The 17133-nt window shown below is 55.7% G+C and carries 17 protein-coding genes; 9 read left to right on the top strand and 8 right to left on the bottom strand.

Annotated elements, in window-relative coordinates:
* Positions 1-18 precede the first annotated feature (18 nt).
* Entirely contained in the window at positions 19-1023 is a 1005-nt protein-coding gene (locus ACR0AP_RS02855; RefSeq protein ID WP_480480915.1) for a GlxA family transcriptional regulator, read from the top strand.
* Between the two features lie 4 nt (positions 1024-1027).
* On the opposite strand, the gene ACR0AP_RS02850 is transcribed toward ACR0AP_RS02855, so the two are convergent.
* Together ACR0AP_RS02850 and ACR0AP_RS02845 are read right to left on the bottom strand one after the other, a co-directional pair.
* A complete protein-coding gene (locus tag ACR0AP_RS02850) occupies positions 1028-1438 on the bottom strand; it encodes a hypothetical protein (RefSeq protein ID WP_480480913.1) in 411 nt (136 codons plus the stop codon).
* Positions 1439-1470: 32 nt separating this feature from the next.
* Positions 1471-2568, bottom strand: a complete 1098-nt coding sequence (locus ACR0AP_RS02845; protein ID WP_480505162.1) for a PQQ-dependent sugar dehydrogenase — start codon at positions 2566-2568, stop codon at positions 1471-1473.
* Positions 2569-2722: 154 nt separating this feature from the next.
* Between ACR0AP_RS02845 and ACR0AP_RS02840 the strand changes: the two genes are divergently transcribed.
* The 3 genes from ACR0AP_RS02840 (at position 2723) to ACR0AP_RS02830 (ending at position 5638) form a co-directional block, all read left to right on the top strand.
* Positions 2723-3904, top strand: a complete 1182-nt coding sequence (locus tag ACR0AP_RS02840) for an ABC transporter substrate-binding protein (protein WP_209503916.1) — start codon at positions 2723-2725, stop codon at positions 3902-3904.
* A gap of 106 nt (positions 3905-4010) precedes the next feature.
* A complete protein-coding gene (locus ACR0AP_RS02835; protein WP_209596275.1) occupies positions 4011-4799 on the top strand; it encodes an ABC transporter ATP-binding protein in 789 nt (262 codons plus the stop codon).
* Positions 4800-4807: 8 nt separating this feature from the next.
* A complete protein-coding gene (locus ACR0AP_RS02830) occupies positions 4808-5638 on the top strand; it encodes an ABC transporter ATP-binding protein (RefSeq protein ID WP_267366696.1) in 831 nt (276 codons plus the stop codon).
* Positions 5639-5776: 138 nt separating this feature from the next.
* On the opposite strand, the gene ACR0AP_RS02825 is transcribed toward ACR0AP_RS02830, so the two are convergent.
* Positions 5777-6130 carry a hypothetical protein gene (locus tag ACR0AP_RS02825; RefSeq protein WP_480505160.1) on the bottom strand — a complete coding sequence of 118 codons (354 nt, stop codon included), beginning with the start codon at positions 6128-6130 and terminating at the stop codon, positions 5777-5779.
* A 561-nt stretch (positions 6131-6691) separates the two neighbouring features.
* Between ACR0AP_RS02825 and ACR0AP_RS02820 the strand changes: the two genes are divergently transcribed.
* From ACR0AP_RS02820 to ACR0AP_RS02805, 4 genes are all read left to right on the top strand, one after another.
* A complete protein-coding gene (locus ACR0AP_RS02820) occupies positions 6692-7021 on the top strand; it encodes a hypothetical protein (protein WP_480480907.1) in 330 nt (109 codons plus the stop codon).
* Between the two features lie 215 nt (positions 7022-7236).
* A complete protein-coding gene (locus ACR0AP_RS02815; RefSeq protein ID WP_267366195.1) occupies positions 7237-8247 on the top strand; it encodes a branched-chain amino acid ABC transporter permease in 1011 nt (336 codons plus the stop codon).
* Entirely contained in the window at positions 8244-9557 is a 1314-nt protein-coding gene (locus tag ACR0AP_RS02810) for a branched-chain amino acid ABC transporter permease (protein WP_480480904.1), read from the top strand. The genes ACR0AP_RS02815 and ACR0AP_RS02810 overlap by 4 nt, the downstream gene beginning before the upstream one ends.
* 181 nt (positions 9558-9738) lie before the next feature.
* Positions 9739-9993: a hypothetical protein gene (locus ACR0AP_RS02805; protein ID WP_209503910.1), complete on the top strand. Its 255-nt coding sequence runs from the start codon at positions 9739-9741 to the stop codon at positions 9991-9993.
* Between the two features lie 32 nt (positions 9994-10025).
* Here the strand turns inward: ACR0AP_RS02805 and ACR0AP_RS02800 are convergent, their stop codons facing one another.
* Entirely contained in the window at positions 10026-11573 is a 1548-nt protein-coding gene (locus ACR0AP_RS02800) for a helicase HerA-like domain-containing protein (RefSeq protein ID WP_480505158.1), read from the bottom strand.
* 431 nt (positions 11574-12004) lie between these two features.
* Between ACR0AP_RS02800 and ACR0AP_RS02795 the strand changes: the two genes are divergently transcribed.
* Positions 12005-12613, top strand: a complete 609-nt coding sequence (locus ACR0AP_RS02795) for an invasion associated locus B family protein (protein WP_480505156.1) — start codon at positions 12005-12007, stop codon at positions 12611-12613.
* Positions 12614-12682: 69 nt separating this feature from the next.
* Here ACR0AP_RS02795 and ACR0AP_RS02790 read toward each other — a convergent pair whose 3' ends face one another.
* From ACR0AP_RS02790 to ACR0AP_RS02775, 4 genes are read right to left on the bottom strand one after another with little or no spacing between them, the layout of a single operon-like run.
* A complete protein-coding gene (locus tag ACR0AP_RS02790) occupies positions 12683-13891 on the bottom strand; it encodes a beta-ketoacyl-[acyl-carrier-protein] synthase family protein (protein WP_480505155.1) in 1209 nt (402 codons plus the stop codon).
* A gap of 9 nt (positions 13892-13900) precedes the next feature.
* Positions 13901-14158: an acyl carrier protein gene (locus tag ACR0AP_RS02785; RefSeq protein ID WP_171723262.1), complete on the bottom strand. Its 258-nt coding sequence runs from the start codon at positions 14156-14158 to the stop codon at positions 13901-13903.
* A 32-nt stretch (positions 14159-14190) separates the two neighbouring features.
* Complete coding sequence (locus ACR0AP_RS02780; RefSeq protein ID WP_480505153.1) at positions 14191-15282, bottom strand: UDP-3-O-(3-hydroxymyristoyl)glucosamine N-acyltransferase; 1092 nt, start codon at positions 15280-15282, stop codon at positions 14191-14193.
* A 34-nt stretch (positions 15283-15316) separates the two neighbouring features.
* The gene (locus ACR0AP_RS02775) at positions 15317-16924 is read right to left on the bottom strand and encodes a L,D-transpeptidase family protein (RefSeq protein WP_480505151.1); all 1608 of its coding nucleotides are present in this window, start codon (positions 16922-16924) and stop codon (positions 15317-15319) included.
* Positions 16925-17133: the final 209 nt, after the last annotated feature.

Below are 17133 nucleotides of genomic sequence, written 5' to 3'. Positions count from 1 at the left end.
AATTAAGGACATTTTGTCATGCAAGTGCAACGCCAAGCAGTCACGGTGGAAAATGCTGGGGCCACACCCCGCCATTTCGTTTTTGTCCTGCTGGACAAGTTTTCGCTGCTGTCTTTTGCGTCGGCGCTCGACAGCCTGCGCATCGCAAACCGCATGGCCGACAAACAACTTTATACATGGACGCTTTCAGGTGAAGGCGGAGATTCGATTTCATGTTCAGCCGGAACCGAATTCAAACTGGATCGTGACCTGGACGAACTGCAACGCGACGATGTCGTTCTGATTTGCGGGGGCGTTGACGTACAAGCCGCGACCACCAAACGCATTCTGAACTGGTTGCGGCGCGAGGCACGGCGCGGATTGCGGATCGGCGGTCTGTGCACGGCTGCTTATACCTTGGCCAAGGCCGGTCTGCTGGACAACAAGCGGGCGACGATACATTGGGAAAACTCCGACAGTTTCATCGAAGAATTCGATGAGGTCGAGTTGACGAAAGCAGTCTTTCAGATTGACGGCAGTCGTATGACGACGGCTGGGGGGACCTCTTCTATCGATCTGATGCTCAAGTTGATTGCAGACGATTTCGGCGAAGACCTGGCAAATGCGGTGGCGGATCAGATGATCTATTCGTCTATCCGGACAGATCAGGACACGCAGCGCCTGTCTACACCGACGCGTATTGGCGTACGTCACCCCAAGTTGAGTCAGGTCATCCTGATGATGGAAAAGAACATAGAAGAGCCGATCTCACCTTCGATTCTGGCCAAGGAAGTCGGCATGTCGACCCGCCAACTTGAGCGACTGTTCCGGCGTTATCTCAGCCGCTCGCCCAAGCGGTACTATATGGAGCTTCGTTTGCACAAGGCGCGGAACCTGCTGATGCAAACCGATATGAGCGTCATCAACGTAGCCCTGGCCTGTGGGTTCGCCTCGCCTAGCCATTTCTCGAAATGCTACCGCGCGCATTACAACACCACGCCCTATCGCGAGCGTGGTGCGCAGAGCGGGCGGCTATCGGTCTGAGCGCCTAGAATTTCTCCAGAATGGGCGTAACATTGGTGTTGAGGGAAAAACTGAGAACCATCAGACCGTCGTCACGTTCGTGCAATACCGTGTAGATGAAAACATAGCTGTTCTTGTCATTCCAATACACCCGCATCTCCTGCGTGAAGCCGTTTTCAAGCTCGACCCGCTTGGCCACGTTGGCGTGGGTCAGGTAATATGGAACAAGGTCGCGCAGTTGGCCCTGAAGAACCTCCATCTCCTGCGGCGTGTATTCATCAGCGCCTCCCAACCGTTTGACGACGTTCGAAAATTCGCGGTTCTTCATCTTGGTATCGACGAAGGTTTCATAATCGGCATAGGTCGGAAAAACCTCGTCCGCCGCAGCGGGAACCGCCAAAAGGCACAAGATTATCGTTGCGAGAATGCGGAACATATCAATCCTCTATGAAGTGCATTCCGACACTCCTAGGACGAACGGGCGAGCCTGTAAACCGCCCCTTTCCCGACCGAGATGAACCAGATTGCCCCATCAGGGGCCTGCACGATGTCGCGGACCCGTTCGGTTTCGGGTCCCCTGATCTGCTCGACCTCGCGCAGTGGATCCCCAGACAGCCGCGCGATATAGTCGAATTTCAGCGAGCCCACGAAAATGTCGCCCCGCCATTCGGGAAACATGCCGCCGGAATAGACCATCAACCCCGACGGCGCGATGGACGGGTCCCAGTACAGGCGCGGCTGCTCCATGCCAGGCTTGCTGGTGCCCTCGCCGATTTTTTCACCCGAATAATGTGTGCCGTACGAGATAACAGGCCAGCCGTAATTGGCACCTGCGCGGGGTTGGTTGATTTCATCTCCACCCCGCGCCCCGTGTTCCGAGATCCAAAGTCGGCCAAGCGCGTCCAAATCCGCGCCCTGTGGATTTCGATGACCGTATGACCATATCTCGGGTTCGCTATTCAATTGCCCGACAAAGGGGTTATCTGCCGGAACCGTCCCATCGCGGTTGATATGAATGACCGAGCCCAAAGGATTGGACCGATCCTGTGCATTCTCCGCCTGTCCCCGCTCGCCCAAGGTCACGAACAATGTCTCATCATGCGCTTCGACCACACGGCTGCCAAAATGCCAACCACCCGTACCACCTGGCGATGCCTCGAAAATTACTCGAAGGTTCTGAAGGTTTTTGCCAGTCTCGGACAGGCGCGCAACCGCAACCGCAGTCCCTGCACCGTCGCCCTGAGGTTTTGCGAAGGTCAGAAAGACCTCTCGACTTTGATTGAAATCGCGTGAGATCGTGACGTCCAGCAATCCGCCCTGCCCCAAAGCCGCAACCATTGGAACGCCTGAAACATCCCCAACTTGTCCATTTCGCACATACAGCAACCTTCCATCCCGTTCCGTGACGAGGAAGCTTTCATCGGGTAAAATGCCAACCGCCCATGGGGTCTCCAACCCGCCGACCATTTCTTCCAGCTGGACCATCCCGGCTGAAACCGACAACGTTTGGGCTGCGGCATTCCAGGCGCAGAGTGAGAAAGACAGAATCATCGCCGTTCTGAGCATTCTGGTCCCTTTCGGTGACAATCAGGGGTGAGTCCCAACAAAACAGATAGGATTTCAAACGAAAAAGACAGGTTTGCGTTAGGACTTTTCTTTTCCGAACAGCTTGCCTAGGGTCGTCGCCAGAACGAATACGTTCACAACTGGGAGTAACCATATGAAAAAGCTGCTTACTGCAACTGCAGCAACTGCATTGCTGGCCGGCGCAGCCATGGCCGAAGATGTCAAACTGGGGATTTTGATCGGCTTTACCGGCCCGATTGAATCGCTGGCCCCTGCCATGGGATCGGGCGCGGAACTGGCAATCGCCGAAGTCAACGAATCCGGCAAGTTCATGAACGGTGCCAGCGTGGCTGGTGTACGTGCTGATACCGGCTGTATCGACAATGGTCTGTCCACCTCGAACGGCGAGCGTATGATCGCTGACGGCGTTGCAGGCATCATCGGCGGCGACTGTTCGGGTGTAACCGGCGCGATCCTGCAGAACGTTGCCATTCCAAACGGCATGGTCATGATCTCGCCTTCGGCGACCTCGCCCGGCCTGTCGACCATGGAGGACAACGGCCTGTTCTTCCGCACCGCGCCGTCGGATGCTCGCGAAGGTCAGGTTATGGCTGATATCCTCAAGGATCGTGGCATCAACTCGATCGCGCTGACCTATACCAACAACGACTATGGCAAAGGTCTGGCCGATGCGATCCAGACGTCCTTCGAGGCGGTTGGCGGCGAAGTGACCATCGTGACGGCGCACGAAGACGGCAAGGCCGACTATTCGGCTGAAGTTGGCGCGCTGGCCTCGGCCGGTGGCGACATTCTGGTTGTCGCGGGTTATCTGGACCAGGGTGGTCTGGGCATCATCCAGTCGTCGCTGGACAGCGGTGCGTTCGACACCTTTGGTCTGCCCGGTGGCATGATCGGTGACTCGCTGCCCGCAAATGTCGGCCCCGACCTGAACGGCTCGTTCGGTCAGATCGCCGGGTCCGGTGGTGAAGGTGCAGAAAAGTACTTTGCACTGGCCGAAGCAGCCGGGTTTGACGGCTCGTCGCCCTATTCGCCCGAATCCTATGACGCGGCAGCGCTGTTCATGTTCGCCATGCAAGCCGCCGGTTCGACCAACCCCGCAGATTACGCGGGCAAAGTAATGGACGTCGCTAACGCACCGGGTGAAAAGATCTATCCGGGTGAACTGGCCAAAGGTCTGGAACTGCTGGCCGCCGGTCAGGACATCGACTATGTCGGCGCGTCCGGTGTCGAGTTGATCGGCCCCGGCGAAAGCGCAGGGTCGTACCGCGAGATCGAAGTGACCGACGGCGAAAACAAGACCGTCAACTTCCGTTGATCCTGCATATTAAGCTATAAAATCAGACAGCCCGGGCCTTGTGTCCGGGCTGTTTCAATGACAAAAGGCTGCACCTCGTTTCACGGGGACAAGGCAAGGGGATACCATGATCGTCGTCGAGGACGTGCATAAGCATTTCGGCGGATTTCACGCGGTGGACGGGGCGTCGCTGGAAATCCAAAAAGGGTCGATCACCGGCCTGATCGGGCCCAACGGGGCCGGAAAAACCACTCTGTTCAACGTGATCGCCGGTGTTTTGCCTCCGACCAGCGGAAAGGTGGTTATGGATGGTGAAGATATCACTGGCCTGCCTCCGCATGAGCTGTTTCACAAAGGTTTGCTGCGCACGTTCCAGATCGCGCATGAATTCTCGTCGATGACCTGCCGCGAAAACCTGATGATGGTGCCCGGTGCGCAATCGGGTGAGGCGCTGTGGAATACCTGGTTCGGACGCAAGCGCATCGCTGATGAAGAGCGCGCGTTGAAAGCCAAGGCAGACGAGGTGCTGGAGTTTTTGACCATCGAACATCTGGCCGATCACAAGGCCGGTCAGGTTTCGGGCGGTCAAAAGAAACTGCTGGAACTTGGTCGTACCATGATGGTGGACGCCAAGATCGTATTTCTGGACGAGGTCGGAGCAGGCGTGAACCGCACCCTGCTGATGACCATCGCTGATACGATCCTGCGCCTGAACAAAGAGCGTGGTTATACGTTTGTTGTCATCGAGCACGACATGGATTTCATCGGCAAGATCTGCGACCCGGTCATCTGCATGGCCGAGGGTAAGGTTTTGGCCGAGGGTACTCTGGATGAGATCAAGGCAAACGAGCACGTGATCGAAGCCTATCTTGGCACCGGCCTCAAAAACAAAGACAAGCTGGAGGCCCAGACATGACCGCTGGCATGAGCGACAACCCCTATCAGGACGACAAGGGCAACAAGGACGCATCGATTACCAACACGCAAGGTATCGGAACAATGACGCCTGCGCATCGTAAAAGCGGGACGACTCATCGCGTTGAAGGCGGCCCGTTTCTGATCGGCGACACCATGACCGGCGGTTATGGCAAAGGCCCGGACATCCTGCACGACTGCACCATTGCCGTGGACAAGGGTGAGATCGCAGTCATTGTCGGCCCCAATGGTGCGGGCAAGTCAACGGCGATGAAGGCCGTGTTTGGGATGCTGGATGTGCGCGCGGGCTCTGTACGTCTGGACGGCGAGGATATCACCAGCCTCACCCCGCAAGACCGCGTAATCCGCGGTATGGGCTTTGTTCCTCAGACATCGAACATTTTCACCTCGATGACTGTCGAGGAAAATCTGGAGATGGGTGCCTTTATCCGGCACGACGATTTCTCGGACACGATGGAGCAGGTCTATGACCTGTTCCCGATCCTGCGCGACAAACGCAACCAACCTGCCGGCGAACTGTCTGGCGGTCAGCGCCAACAGGTCGCCGTGGGTCGCGCGCTGATGACGCAACCCAAGGTCCTGATGCTGGACGAGCCCACCGCAGGTGTCTCGCCCATCGTGATGGATGAGCTTTTTGACCGCATCATTGAGGTCGCACGCACCGGCCTGCCGATCCTGATGGTTGAACAAAACGCCCGCCAGGCGCTGGAGATTGCCGATAAGGGATATGTGCTGGTTCAGGGGCGAAACGCCTATACTGGTACGGGCAAGGAATTGCTGGCCGATCCGGAAGTGCGGAAGAGTTTCTTGGGCGGTTGAAGATGAGACGGAGCGCAAACTCCCTTTTGGTGCGCACCGTCCTCCTCATTCTAGCAGTGGGTTCGCAGAAACACGTTGCTTCAAGGAAAACAGTGCAGAAAATCACTGCATAACCAAGTACAACCGCCTTCCTAATTCTCACCCCGCCGGATTGCTACAATATCCGGAGTCATTCGCGGCATGTGGGCCTTTGACCGACATGTCATAGTGCAGGTTATCGAAATCCACCACAAAGGTCACCACGTCCTGATCCATGATATGCAGGAAGGTGAGCGAGTTCAGACCGGGAATAATCTTCGCCTCGCCCTTGATGTTTTCGGCCACGATGAACCCCTTGTCCGTCTCACCCGACCGCGCCAGAGTCACCGATCCCCCGTTTTTGTCGGAGAGGCAATTGACGACAAAATCCGCGCCATTCAGCGGGTCGTCGATTGCAGCTTGTACGAATGTGGGCATCAACAGGCCAGCCGTGATCAGCGCGGTAAATCTCATGAGTTTCTTCCTTCTGTTACTTATGCCTGCCTTCGCGCGCTATTACGCTCGCGAGATCAGCCTTATATTTCGGTCCTGGCTGCGCTCGACAATCACATCTTCCGCAGCTCAACGAAGTGAATTTAGGAAAAACCCTTTCGTATCATAGACCTGAACCAGCTATTTCACCGGAACTTGAGGCCTGGTGAGGTGGTGTGCGCTCAGCTTGAGACAAGAACAATCTGGGGCCCTAGATTGGCAGACAGAACGGCCCGGCGCGGGTCACTTTGAACCTGAATCGCTCAACCCATGTCTGATTGTGTTTTCAATATGTCAGGATAATGGTGCGTTAAATTTGAGGACGTTAAACAGGACTATTATTTATTTGTTTTAATGGCTCTTTCACGAGACCAAATCGGTTATTTTCACGCGTGATTCAAAGGGCAAAAAACACGCTTAAGTTCAATTTGTGACATAATGGAGCTTTAGGCGGGCCATCCACGCCGGTCGGGCCATATTACTGAACCAATGGCTCGACAGTTCGAAGGCGAATGCAAAATCGAAGACAAGGACCCGCAGACTATGAAACTCTGGATCGCTTTGCCGCTTGCCCTATTTTCGGCCACTCAGGCAGTAGCCGAAGAACGCCACCTATTGTGCACCTCCGACCGCGACGGCAGCGAAATCCGCCTTAGCCGTGCCGCGGACGGTGACAAAGGTAACATTGAAACCCCAATAGCCGCAGGCGATGCTGTGATCCTCAAAGGCGTGGGAAGCATGACGTTCATGTATATCGAAGGTCAGAACGTGATGACGCTGGTGGTTCAACTTGACGACATGTCCTATGATCTGTCTGTCAAAGGTCCCCATGCCGACGAAGATTTCGGCAAATGCCAAGACGTTCAGGCGTGACTTTGCATCCAAGCAATACTGCCGGGTGGCCACGCTGACCTCAAAAGTCGCGCGGCTTCACCTGCGCGTTTGGTTCTCGGAAACTCACAAGCCTTGCTGGTTCCGCGTTACCCTGGCAAAAAACGTTCGCCCAATTCGTTGAAAACCATAGCCGTGTGTTGAATTACCAATGGTACACATGCCATAAAGCCGCACCCGGACAGTGAGAAGAATTCATGGATTTACTGAACGCGTTGGTCACACTGGCCAACTTTGTCATCGTGCCTGCGATTGCCTATGGCAGCCAGCTGGCATTGGGAGCGCTTGGCGTGACCCTGATCTACGGAATCCTGCGGTTTTCGAACTTTGCCCATGGTGACACCATGGCCTTTGGCGCGATGATCGCTGTGCTTGTCACCTGGGGTTTGCAAGCCGCTGGTGTCAGCTTTGGGCCGTTGCCGACTGCCCTGCTCGCCCTGCCCTTTGCCATCCTTGGCTGCATCCTGCTGGTGTTGGTCACGGACAGGCTGGTCTACCGCTTTTACCGCGAACAAAAGGCCAAGCCGGTTATCCTTGTGATCGTATCAATGGGTGTAATGTTCATCATGAACGGTTTGGTGCGCTTTATCATCGGGCCGGATGACCAAAAGTTTTCGGACGGTGCAAGATTCCTGATATCCGCGCGGGACTTCAAATCCATGACAGGCCTACAAGAGGGGCTGGCTATCAAGACCTCGCAAGGGATTACACTGATAGTGGCCGTTATTGCCGTGGCCTTGTTGTTCTGGTTCCTCAATAAAACACGAACCGGGAAATCGATGCGCGCCTATTCCGACAACGAGGATCTGGCGCTTTTGTCCGGCATCAACCCTGAACGTGTTGTGATGATCACCTGGATCATCGTGGCCGCCTTGGCGACCACAGCGGGTGTTCTTTACGGGTTGGACAAGAGCTTTAAACCCTTCGTCTATTTCCAGCTTCTGCTGCCGATATTCGCTTCGGCCATCGTGGGTGGCCTTGGTAACCCACTGGGCGCAATTGCCGGCGGGTTCATCATCGCGTTTTCCGAGGTGACGATCACCTATGCCTGGAAAAAAGTACTGACCTATGTGGCCCCCGAAAACCTGGAGCCGTCCGGATTGGTCCAGCTCCTGTCCACCGATTACAAATTCGCTGTCAGCTTTGTCATCCTGCTGATCGTGCTTCTGTTTAAGCCCACGGGCCTGTTCAAGGGAAAAGCAGTATGACCGAATCTGTCAAAAACACTCTGCTTTTCATAGCTGTTGGCAGTCTGATTCTGCTGACCGGTTTCACGCAAAGTTGGAACACTGCCGTTCTGATCCTGAACATGGGGCTGATCTCGGCCATCATGGCGATCGGTGTGAACCTGCAGTGGGGCTTTGCGGGCCTGTTTAACGTAGGGGTTATGGGCTTCGTCGCGCTGGGTGGTCTGGCCGTGGTTCTGGTTTCGACAGAGCCTACTCCGGGCGCCTGGGGCGCAGGCGGTTATGGTATCGTTCTGTCCTTGCTACTGGGGGCTGCCACCGTTGTTGCAGCCGTACTGGTGGCAACAAGAATACCCAAAGGCCGGGTGCAAACGCTCACAATAATCACTGTCCTTATCGTCGGCTTCTTCCTCTACCGGGCCGTGTTCGACCCCAATGTTGCCGCGGTCGAGGCCATTGACCCGGCGATTGCCGGTAACATCGGTGGACTGAACCTGCCCGTTCTGCTGGCCTGGCCTGCCGGAGGTCTGCTGGCTGCCGGGGCGGCGTGGCTGATTGGCAAAACCGCGCTAGGGCTGCGGTCAGATTATCTGGCAATTGCCACACTGGGTATCGCCGAGATTATCATCGCCGTCATGAAGAACGAGGACTGGTTGGCCCGCGGCGTGAAGAACGTCTATGGCATCCCGCGTCCCTCCCCGGTTGTCGGGTATGAAGTTGACTTGCAGCAAGATCCGGCTTTTCTTGCCCGCGCCGAATGGCTGGGGCTGGATCCGGTCACTGCATCCACCCTCTCGGTGAAACTTGGGTATTCGCTGCTGTTCATGCTGGTTCTTCTGGTGCTGCTCTGGATGGCGCAAATGGCGCTGAAAAGCCCGTGGGGCCGTATGATGCGCGCAATCCGCGACAATGAAATTGCAGCCGAAGCGATGGGCAAGGACGTCACCCGTCGCCACTTGCAGATTTTCGTATTAGGGTCGGCCATTTGCGGCATCGCAGGCGCGATGATGACCACTCTGGACGGACAGCTGACGCCGGGCACTTACAATCCGCTGCGCTTTACCTTCCTGGTTTGGGTCATGGTGATCGTTGGCGGTTCGGGCAACAACTTCGGGGCCGTTTTGGGTGCGTTCCTGATATGGTTCTTGTGGGTTCAGGTCGAACCGATTGGCTTGTGGTTGATGAGTGTTATCACTGCAGGCTTGCCGGATGGCAGCGCGCTGAAGGCACATCTTATTGATAGTGCCGCACATATGCGCCTGTTCACGATGGGCCTGATCCTGTTGATTGTTCTCAGATTCAGCCCAAGGGGTCTGATCCCCGAGAAATAGGTCCGCGCCACGTTCCAATGCGCAAAACCGCGCCACTTATCTGGCGCGGTTTCTTGATTCTTAAGGTTTTTCTGAATAAACGAACCCACCACAGTGTTTTCGATTTGCGGCAGGTTGCTGGCACTCACCCTCGCCTATGCCGTTTCAATCGATCAACAAGACGAGTAGACAAGAGTAGAAAATGAAAGCACCACATCTGAAATCACTCATTCTGTTTCCGGCTATTGCGGTTGCGGTATCCGCTTGTGTCCCCAGCCCCGAAGATCTTGAGACGACGCCCGTCAAGGTTCAGACACCTAAAGGTGTCGTGACCTGTCAGTTGTATCGTCAGGATCGCGTGACCTGGGACCGTGCAATCGACTTCCCAGCCACGAAGATGTCTGTTCCCGAGGCTGACGCCTATTGTCGCCAGGAAGGCCAACGCCGACTGAAGTAAACGCTGTAGCGCCCACCAAGGACGCTACGTTTTTACCTGTTGCGAAACAATCCGCCGAGGATACCGCGCACGATCCGGCGCCCGGTTGTGCCCTTAAGCTCTTTGATCACCGCTTCGGTCATTGCCGTGGCAAACGTGTCCTGCTTGCGCTCAACCCGGGAGGAGGACCGGCCGACCCGGCTGCCCGAATATCTGCGGGCCGAAGAATATTCGCGTTCGATCGGCGATTGCGCTTCAAGAACTTCGTCGGATTCGGCCAGTTCTGCGGCATTGGCCGCAGCTTGGGCCCGCGCCTGAAGAATCTCGAAGGCAGATTTTCGATCTACGCTCTTGTCGTATTTTCCTGCCATCGCCGAGGCGGCAAGGATATCCCGGCGTTCGGCATCTGAAATTGGCCCCAGCTGAGATCCCGGCGGACGAATAAGCGTACGCTCGACCACGCCCGGAACACCTTTCTTTTGCAGCATTGAGGTGACGGCCTCCCCCACACCGACTTCGCGAATTGCCGTTTCCGTGTTAAAAGTCGGGTTCTCGCGATAGGTTTCAGCGGCCAGCCGCAGGTTCTTTCGGTCCCGCGCCGTGAATGCCCTTAATGCGTGCTGTATACGGTTGCCCAGCTGTCCAAGAATATCTTCCGGGATATCGGCGGGGCTCTGAGTAATGAAGTATACACCCACACCCTTTGAACGGATCAGGCGGGCGACCTGTTCGACCTTGTCCACCAGAACCTTTGGCGCATCGTCGAACAACAGATGGGCTTCGTCAAAAAAGAACACCAGCTTTGGTTTTTCGGGGTCTCCGACCTCTGGCAGCTCTTCGAACAGTTCACTCAACAGCCACAACAGAAACGTTGCATATAGCCGTGGGGCTGCCATCAGCTGGTCTGATGCCAGAATGTTCACCATTCCGTGCCCGTTTTCGTCAGTTCGCATCAGATCGGCCAAATCCAGCGCCGGTTCGCCAAACAGTTTTGTTCCGCCCTGATTCTCGAGAACCAGCAGACGTCGCTGAATCGCCCCAATCGAGGACGTGGATACATTGCCGTATCGCAATGACAGTTGCGCCCGATTCTCTCCGATCCAGACCAGCAGCGCCTGTAAGTCCTTGAGGTCCAGCAGCGGCATCCCTTCTTCGTCGGCCACGCGGAACGCGATATTCAGGATACCTTCCTGCGCCTCGCTCAACTCCAATAACCGCGACAGCAAAAGCGGACCCATTTCCGTCACTGTCGTACGCACCGGATGGCCCTGTTCACCGAACAGATCCCAGAATGTCACCGGGCAGGCAGAATAGGCAAAATCCTCGAACCCGATCCGACTGGCCCGGTCCTGAAAGGCCTGATTCAGTTTGTGGGTCTCGCTTCCGGGAAGGGCCAGCCCAGACAGGTCCCCTTTCACATCCGAGAGGAATACCGGGACACCCGCCTGAGAAAAACCTTCTGCAAGAATCTGCAATGTCACGGTCTTGCCGGTACCAGTTGCCCCGGCAATCAATCCATGGCGGTTCGCATATTTCAACGTAAGTTCCTGCGGCTGAGCATAGTTTTCACCGCCACCGCCCAAAAAGATATTCGTGCCCATTAACATTGCCTTATTGTTCACCGATCCGCCGCCAGCATACAAAGTTAACCTTTGACTGCGATAGTCTATTTGCCTTGCGTTGCGGGGCAAACTTCCTCCCTGTCGACTGGCCGTGCCTGCTGGCACGGCCCTTTTGGTTCGGCCCCTAGATTATTATTTTGGCGCATAGATTAAAAATTGAGGATAGCTGTTGACCCGTGTGCGCCCCTTCCGTAGGGTTTGCGCATAAATAAGTCGGCCAGTCCGACGGGGAGAAACTTATGGGGAAGGGAGCTGGTCGAACAGCTCCCTTTTTCTAATCTCCGAAGGTGCGGTTCCGACCTCAGGCAAGAATCCGTTCACGTTCGCAAAGGCTGTTCTGTTAGTGCCTGACACTGGTTCAGAAGAGTGTTAAACGAAGCAAAAAGATCAATCATCAACCCGAGGCATTCATGTTCAAGAAAATCCTCTCGTTCAACACGGTCGCCGCTGTTCTGCTTTCCGGTGCGGCGTATGCACAGGACACTACCCAAGAAAACCAGCCGCAGACTGAAACGCCACAAACGGAAGTCGCTTCTGATCTCGACCTGGGAGAGAGCGGACCCCGCGTCGGTGAACAGTACCTCAAAGAGGAAAGCGGTGACTGGAAAATCACCTGTATCAAAACTGAGGATGGCAATGACCCCTGTTGGCTTCGCCAAATTCTGCTAGGGGAAGAAGGCCAACCGATTGCTGAAGTATCCGTAAACAAATTACCACAAGGCTCCGCGGCAATCGCGGGCGCGAGTCTTATTGTTCCTCTGGAAACTCTGCTTCAGGCACAAATCGCACTGTCCATCGACGGTGCTCCTAGTAAAAGATACAACTACCATCATTGTAACCCCGTCGGCTGCGTAGCCCAATTGGGCTTTACCGAGGGGGATGTCGATGCTCTGAAAGCAGGTAGTAAGGCAACCCTCTCTCTTGTCTCTGTCCTTGCACCTTCCCAACTATTGCAGATTGACGTTTCATTGGCTGGATTCACAAAAGGATATGACCAGCTGACGGTACTGGAAAACTGAGTCACCGGAAAAACTAGAAACGCCGCCTTTTCTTTGCTGGCGGCGTTCGGCAAAAAAATTACTGAAGCGTTAGACCCGCTTCAGGGCCAGTACGGCATTCAACCCACCAAAGGCGAATGCGTTGCTAAGCGCGACGTCGACGTTTGCCTCGCGTGCTTCGTTCGGTACCACGTCCAACGCGCATTCCGGGTCCGGTTCCTCATATCCAATCGTCGGTGCAATGACACCGTCCCGCAGCGCCATGATACAGGCCAGCAATTCCACCGCGCCGGTCCCGCCTATCAGGTGGCCGTGCATGGACTTCGTGGACGATATCATCAGATCGTCTGCGTGCGGCCCAAACACGTCGGCCACGGCTGCGCATTCGGTCTTGTCATTTGCAGCTGTTCCGGTGCCATGCGCGTTGATATAACCCACATCTTTTGCGTTCAGCTTCGCATCGGCCAAGGCACCAGCCATAGCCCGCGCGGCACCTTGTTTGCTGGGCATCACAATGTCCGAGGCATCCGATGACATGGCAAAGCCGGCAACCTCGCATAGTATTTCGGCGCCTCGGGCCCGGGCGTGTTCGTATTCCTCAAAGACAAAGACACCAGCCCCTTCGCCCTGCACCATTCCGTTGCGGTTGGCACTGAACGGGCGGCACGCGTCTTTCGACATCACGCGCAGACCTTCCCAGGCTTTTACACCGCCGAAACACAACATAGATTCGGACCCGCCCGTAACCATGACCGGAGCCGCGCCACTACGCACCATCTGAAAAGCCTGAGCCATCGCATGGTTTGATGACGCACATGCCGTCGACACGGTGAAACTGGGGCCCTTCAGGTTGTGTTCCATTGAAACATGGCTGGCGGCTGCATTGTTCATGAGCTTTGGAACGACAAAGGGGTGTACCCTGTTCTTCCCGTCCTCATAAACGGAACGGTAATTGTCATCCCAGGTTGAAACACCACCGCCTGCGGTCCCCAGAACGACGCCTGATCTGGCCGCCAGTTCGCCGTGAAATTCGATACCCGACTGTTCAATCGCCTCTTTGGCTGCCGTCAGGGTGAATTGGGTGAAGCGGTCGTACAGCGACATCTGCTGTCGGTTGAACCGCCCTTCCGCCTCGAACCCCCGAACCTGTCCGCCGATCTTGATGGCCAACCGATCAACATCCCGGAATTCAAGTTCCGAAATACCACAACGACCTTCGCGCATTGCTTCCAGCGTGTCAGGGACCGAATGGCCCAGCGAATTGATCGTACCTGCTCCGGTAATGACAACGCGTTTCATGAGCGTGTGTCAGACCTTTTCCGACACAAGCTTTTCGATCCCAGAGATGATCGCGGCCACATTGGAGATATCGAAGTCATTGGCCTCGGGCTCGTTGGCATTGAAAGGAATCGAAATGTCGAACTCTTCCTCGATGGCAAATATGCTTTCGACCAGCCCGAGGCTGTCGATACCCAGATCTTCCAGCGTGCTTTCGGGCGTTACATCCGATGGCTCCAGAACGGCCTGCTCTGCAATGATCGCGATGACGCGGTCGCTGATGCTCATGTCGATCCCCTGATTATCAGTTTGAGGTTGATTTAATCGCTCGGGGTCTGTTTGAAAACAGCCTTTTTCAATGCCTCGACGTCGCGTGCCATACGGGGCAAACGCCGTTGTGCCTTGTAGATGTCCGTATGCGTTTCCATTTTGACGCCGGGATACCCCATGATCACGCGACCGGCGGGTACGTTGGACAGTATCTTAGTGCCGCCTCCGGCAATAACCCCATCCCCGATGAATATGTTGTCGACAACGCCGGTCTGACCGCCCAGAACCACGTTGTTTCCGATCTCAACCGAACCCGACACACCAGTCTGACCGCACAACAGGCAGTCCTGACCGACTCGGGTGTTGTGCCCGACATGGACCAGATTATCCAACTTCGAACCGTGGCCAATATACGTATTTCGGATCGTGCCATTGTCGATTGTGCAATTCGCGCCAATTTCGACATCGTCACCGATTTCCACAGCACCCAGCGAGTGAATGCGCAGCCAGCTCTGAGCTTTGGCCTCACCCTGATCGCCCATTGTCTTGCGTACATTTTCGACGCCCGAGACTTCGGGGGTAACAAAACTGAACCCGTCCCCTCCGATCCGGGCACCGGGTTGCGCAATAAAACGATCTCCGATCTGCGCCCGTGCGCCAATGCTGACCATTTCGCGCAACACTGCCTGGTCGCCCAATATGGCGTCCATTCCCACGGTGCAATGTGCCCCTATGACAGAGCCCGCGCCGATCCGGGCGCGCGCGCCCACAACAACCAACGGACCAATCGCCACATCCAGACCAATTTCAGCGGTCGGGTCTATCACGGCCGAGGGGTGAATCCCCGGCTCGACCCCTTGCCCCCGGTCCAGCATGGAAGTGATGCCAGCCATCGCCATACGGGGACGTTTTACAAAAATCGCCGCACGCAATCCCATCGCCTGCCAGTCGGCCCCTTCCCATAGGACGGCCGCACGAGCGGCTCCGTTGGTAAGCGCCTCGGCGTATTTCGGAGACATAGCCATCGCCAGATCTGTCGGGCCTGCATCGCCCGGTTCGGCGGCGCGCACAATCGTCAGGCCGCCGTCACCCTGACATTCGGCCCCCAGAGACTCGGCAATCTGTTGTACGGTAAACTGCATGGCGGGCTTCCTTTTGGCAGGATTTGCCCTGTGCTTACCCCTGAACGTCCGGCAGGGCCACCCCTGCCTTTTGCAAGGCTTCCCAAATCTTGCCGTCCCGCCCATAGACATCGCGGCGATACTGCACTTCACCTTTGGGCCCGATATAGGCCGTGCGGTAAATCAGATGCACCGGAACTTTCTGTTCCAAATTAACTTTGGTCTCTTTTCCGGTGTTCAGAACGCGATGGAAGAATGCCTTTGGATCTTCCTCCTGTTTGGCTAGAAGCGCGTAAGCAAATTCAAAGGGTTGGGCCAAGCGGATACACCCATGTGAAAAGGCCCGAACTTCGCGCGAGAACAGGTTTTTCTGTGGAGTATCATGCAGATAGATGTTGTGCTTATTGGGGAACATGAACTTCACCAGACCCAATGCATTGCTTTTGCTCGGCGGTTGGCGCATTGCGAAGGGAAAATTGCTGGTCGTGAACTGTGTAAAGTCTACCGCACCCCGATTGACCTGCCTGCCGCTTCTATCTGTTATCTGGATATGGCCAACAGCATTGGGGTTTGATTGCAGCTTCGGCAGGTATTCCTTGGTTATTATCGAGCGGGGAACATACCAGCTGGGGTTGATTACCATATGCTCCATCTCGTCCGAAAACTCCGGACTTCTGCGATCATGCACATTTTTACCGATAACCGCACGGGTTTCAAAGGTGACTTGCCCGTCATCCACGATCTTGGCCGTGAAGTCGGCTTGGTTCACAAGGATATGACGCGTGCCGCGTTCCCGAGGCAGCCAGCGTTCGCGTTCCAACGCAACGTAAACGGCTTTCAACCGGTCTGTGGCTGGACGGTTAATTTCGGCAATCGTCCCCTTGCCCGCCACACCATCGGTTTCAAGCCCATGCGCGGATTGAAAGGCACGAACGCCTTCAAGCAACGCGCTGTCGAAAGACGGGCTAGCGGACGGTTTCATGTAACCCATCACCACCAGACGGTCGCGCAGCTTGACAACATTCGGTCCCGTGTCGCCGTATTCCAGTTTGTTTTCGGGAACTGTTGGCCCCCATCCCCCTTGAAACACCAGCTTTTCCAAGGACAGCTTCTGCTTCATCAATGCGCGGTATTGATGTGATTGCGGCGCCAAGACAGTAAAGTAGGCCGCGCCCAGAGTGCTTATTCCCTGCAAATGCTCAACAGTGCTGCGTCGTTCTACGGACCGAACCAGCCCATCATCCACACTGCCGGGCCGGATTGCGCCCGCATAAAGCGCGTCGGCATATTCGACAAAGATACGGCTAAGTTCTGCTTCAACCGCACCGAGATCGCGCACCGAACGGGCCTTTTCCATCTTCTCCATCACGGCGGCAACAATTGGCTCGGCCTGTGGAAGGCCGTGCAGATGCGCATTCGTAAGCGCATTGATCAGCGCCGCCCGGCGTTGAGTGTGTTCAGGCGTATCGCCGACCCAAAGCGGCGAAAACCCGTTTGCCCGGTAGAACTCAACCAGTTGCGGCGCCTGTTGAGTATGTTCAGCCATCGCCATCTGAAACGCAGTTCCTGGCGCAGCTTCGGACGACACATTGGCGACGGACGCGGTAGCCACGAAACACGCGGCAAACAGGATGCTGGTACTGGCGCGGAGAACAGAAAACATAGGATGGCCTTGGAATTCAATAGGTTGAACTGGTGATTTATACGTCGAATAACTATGCAGTCTTGCCAGAACGCTTGTCCACTCACGATATCCTTACCAAATCGCATCTTCGTCGGCCTGATGCGCGTTTGCATCGGCTACGCGGCCCAAAGCCCACAACTGCGAAATATTTGTAATGCTCTGTGACAAATGCGCAAAAAACTGCCGAA

This window comes from Ruegeria sp. AF7 (genome assembly GCF_056541885.1).
This window is presented reverse-complemented; position numbering and strand designations above follow the sequence as displayed.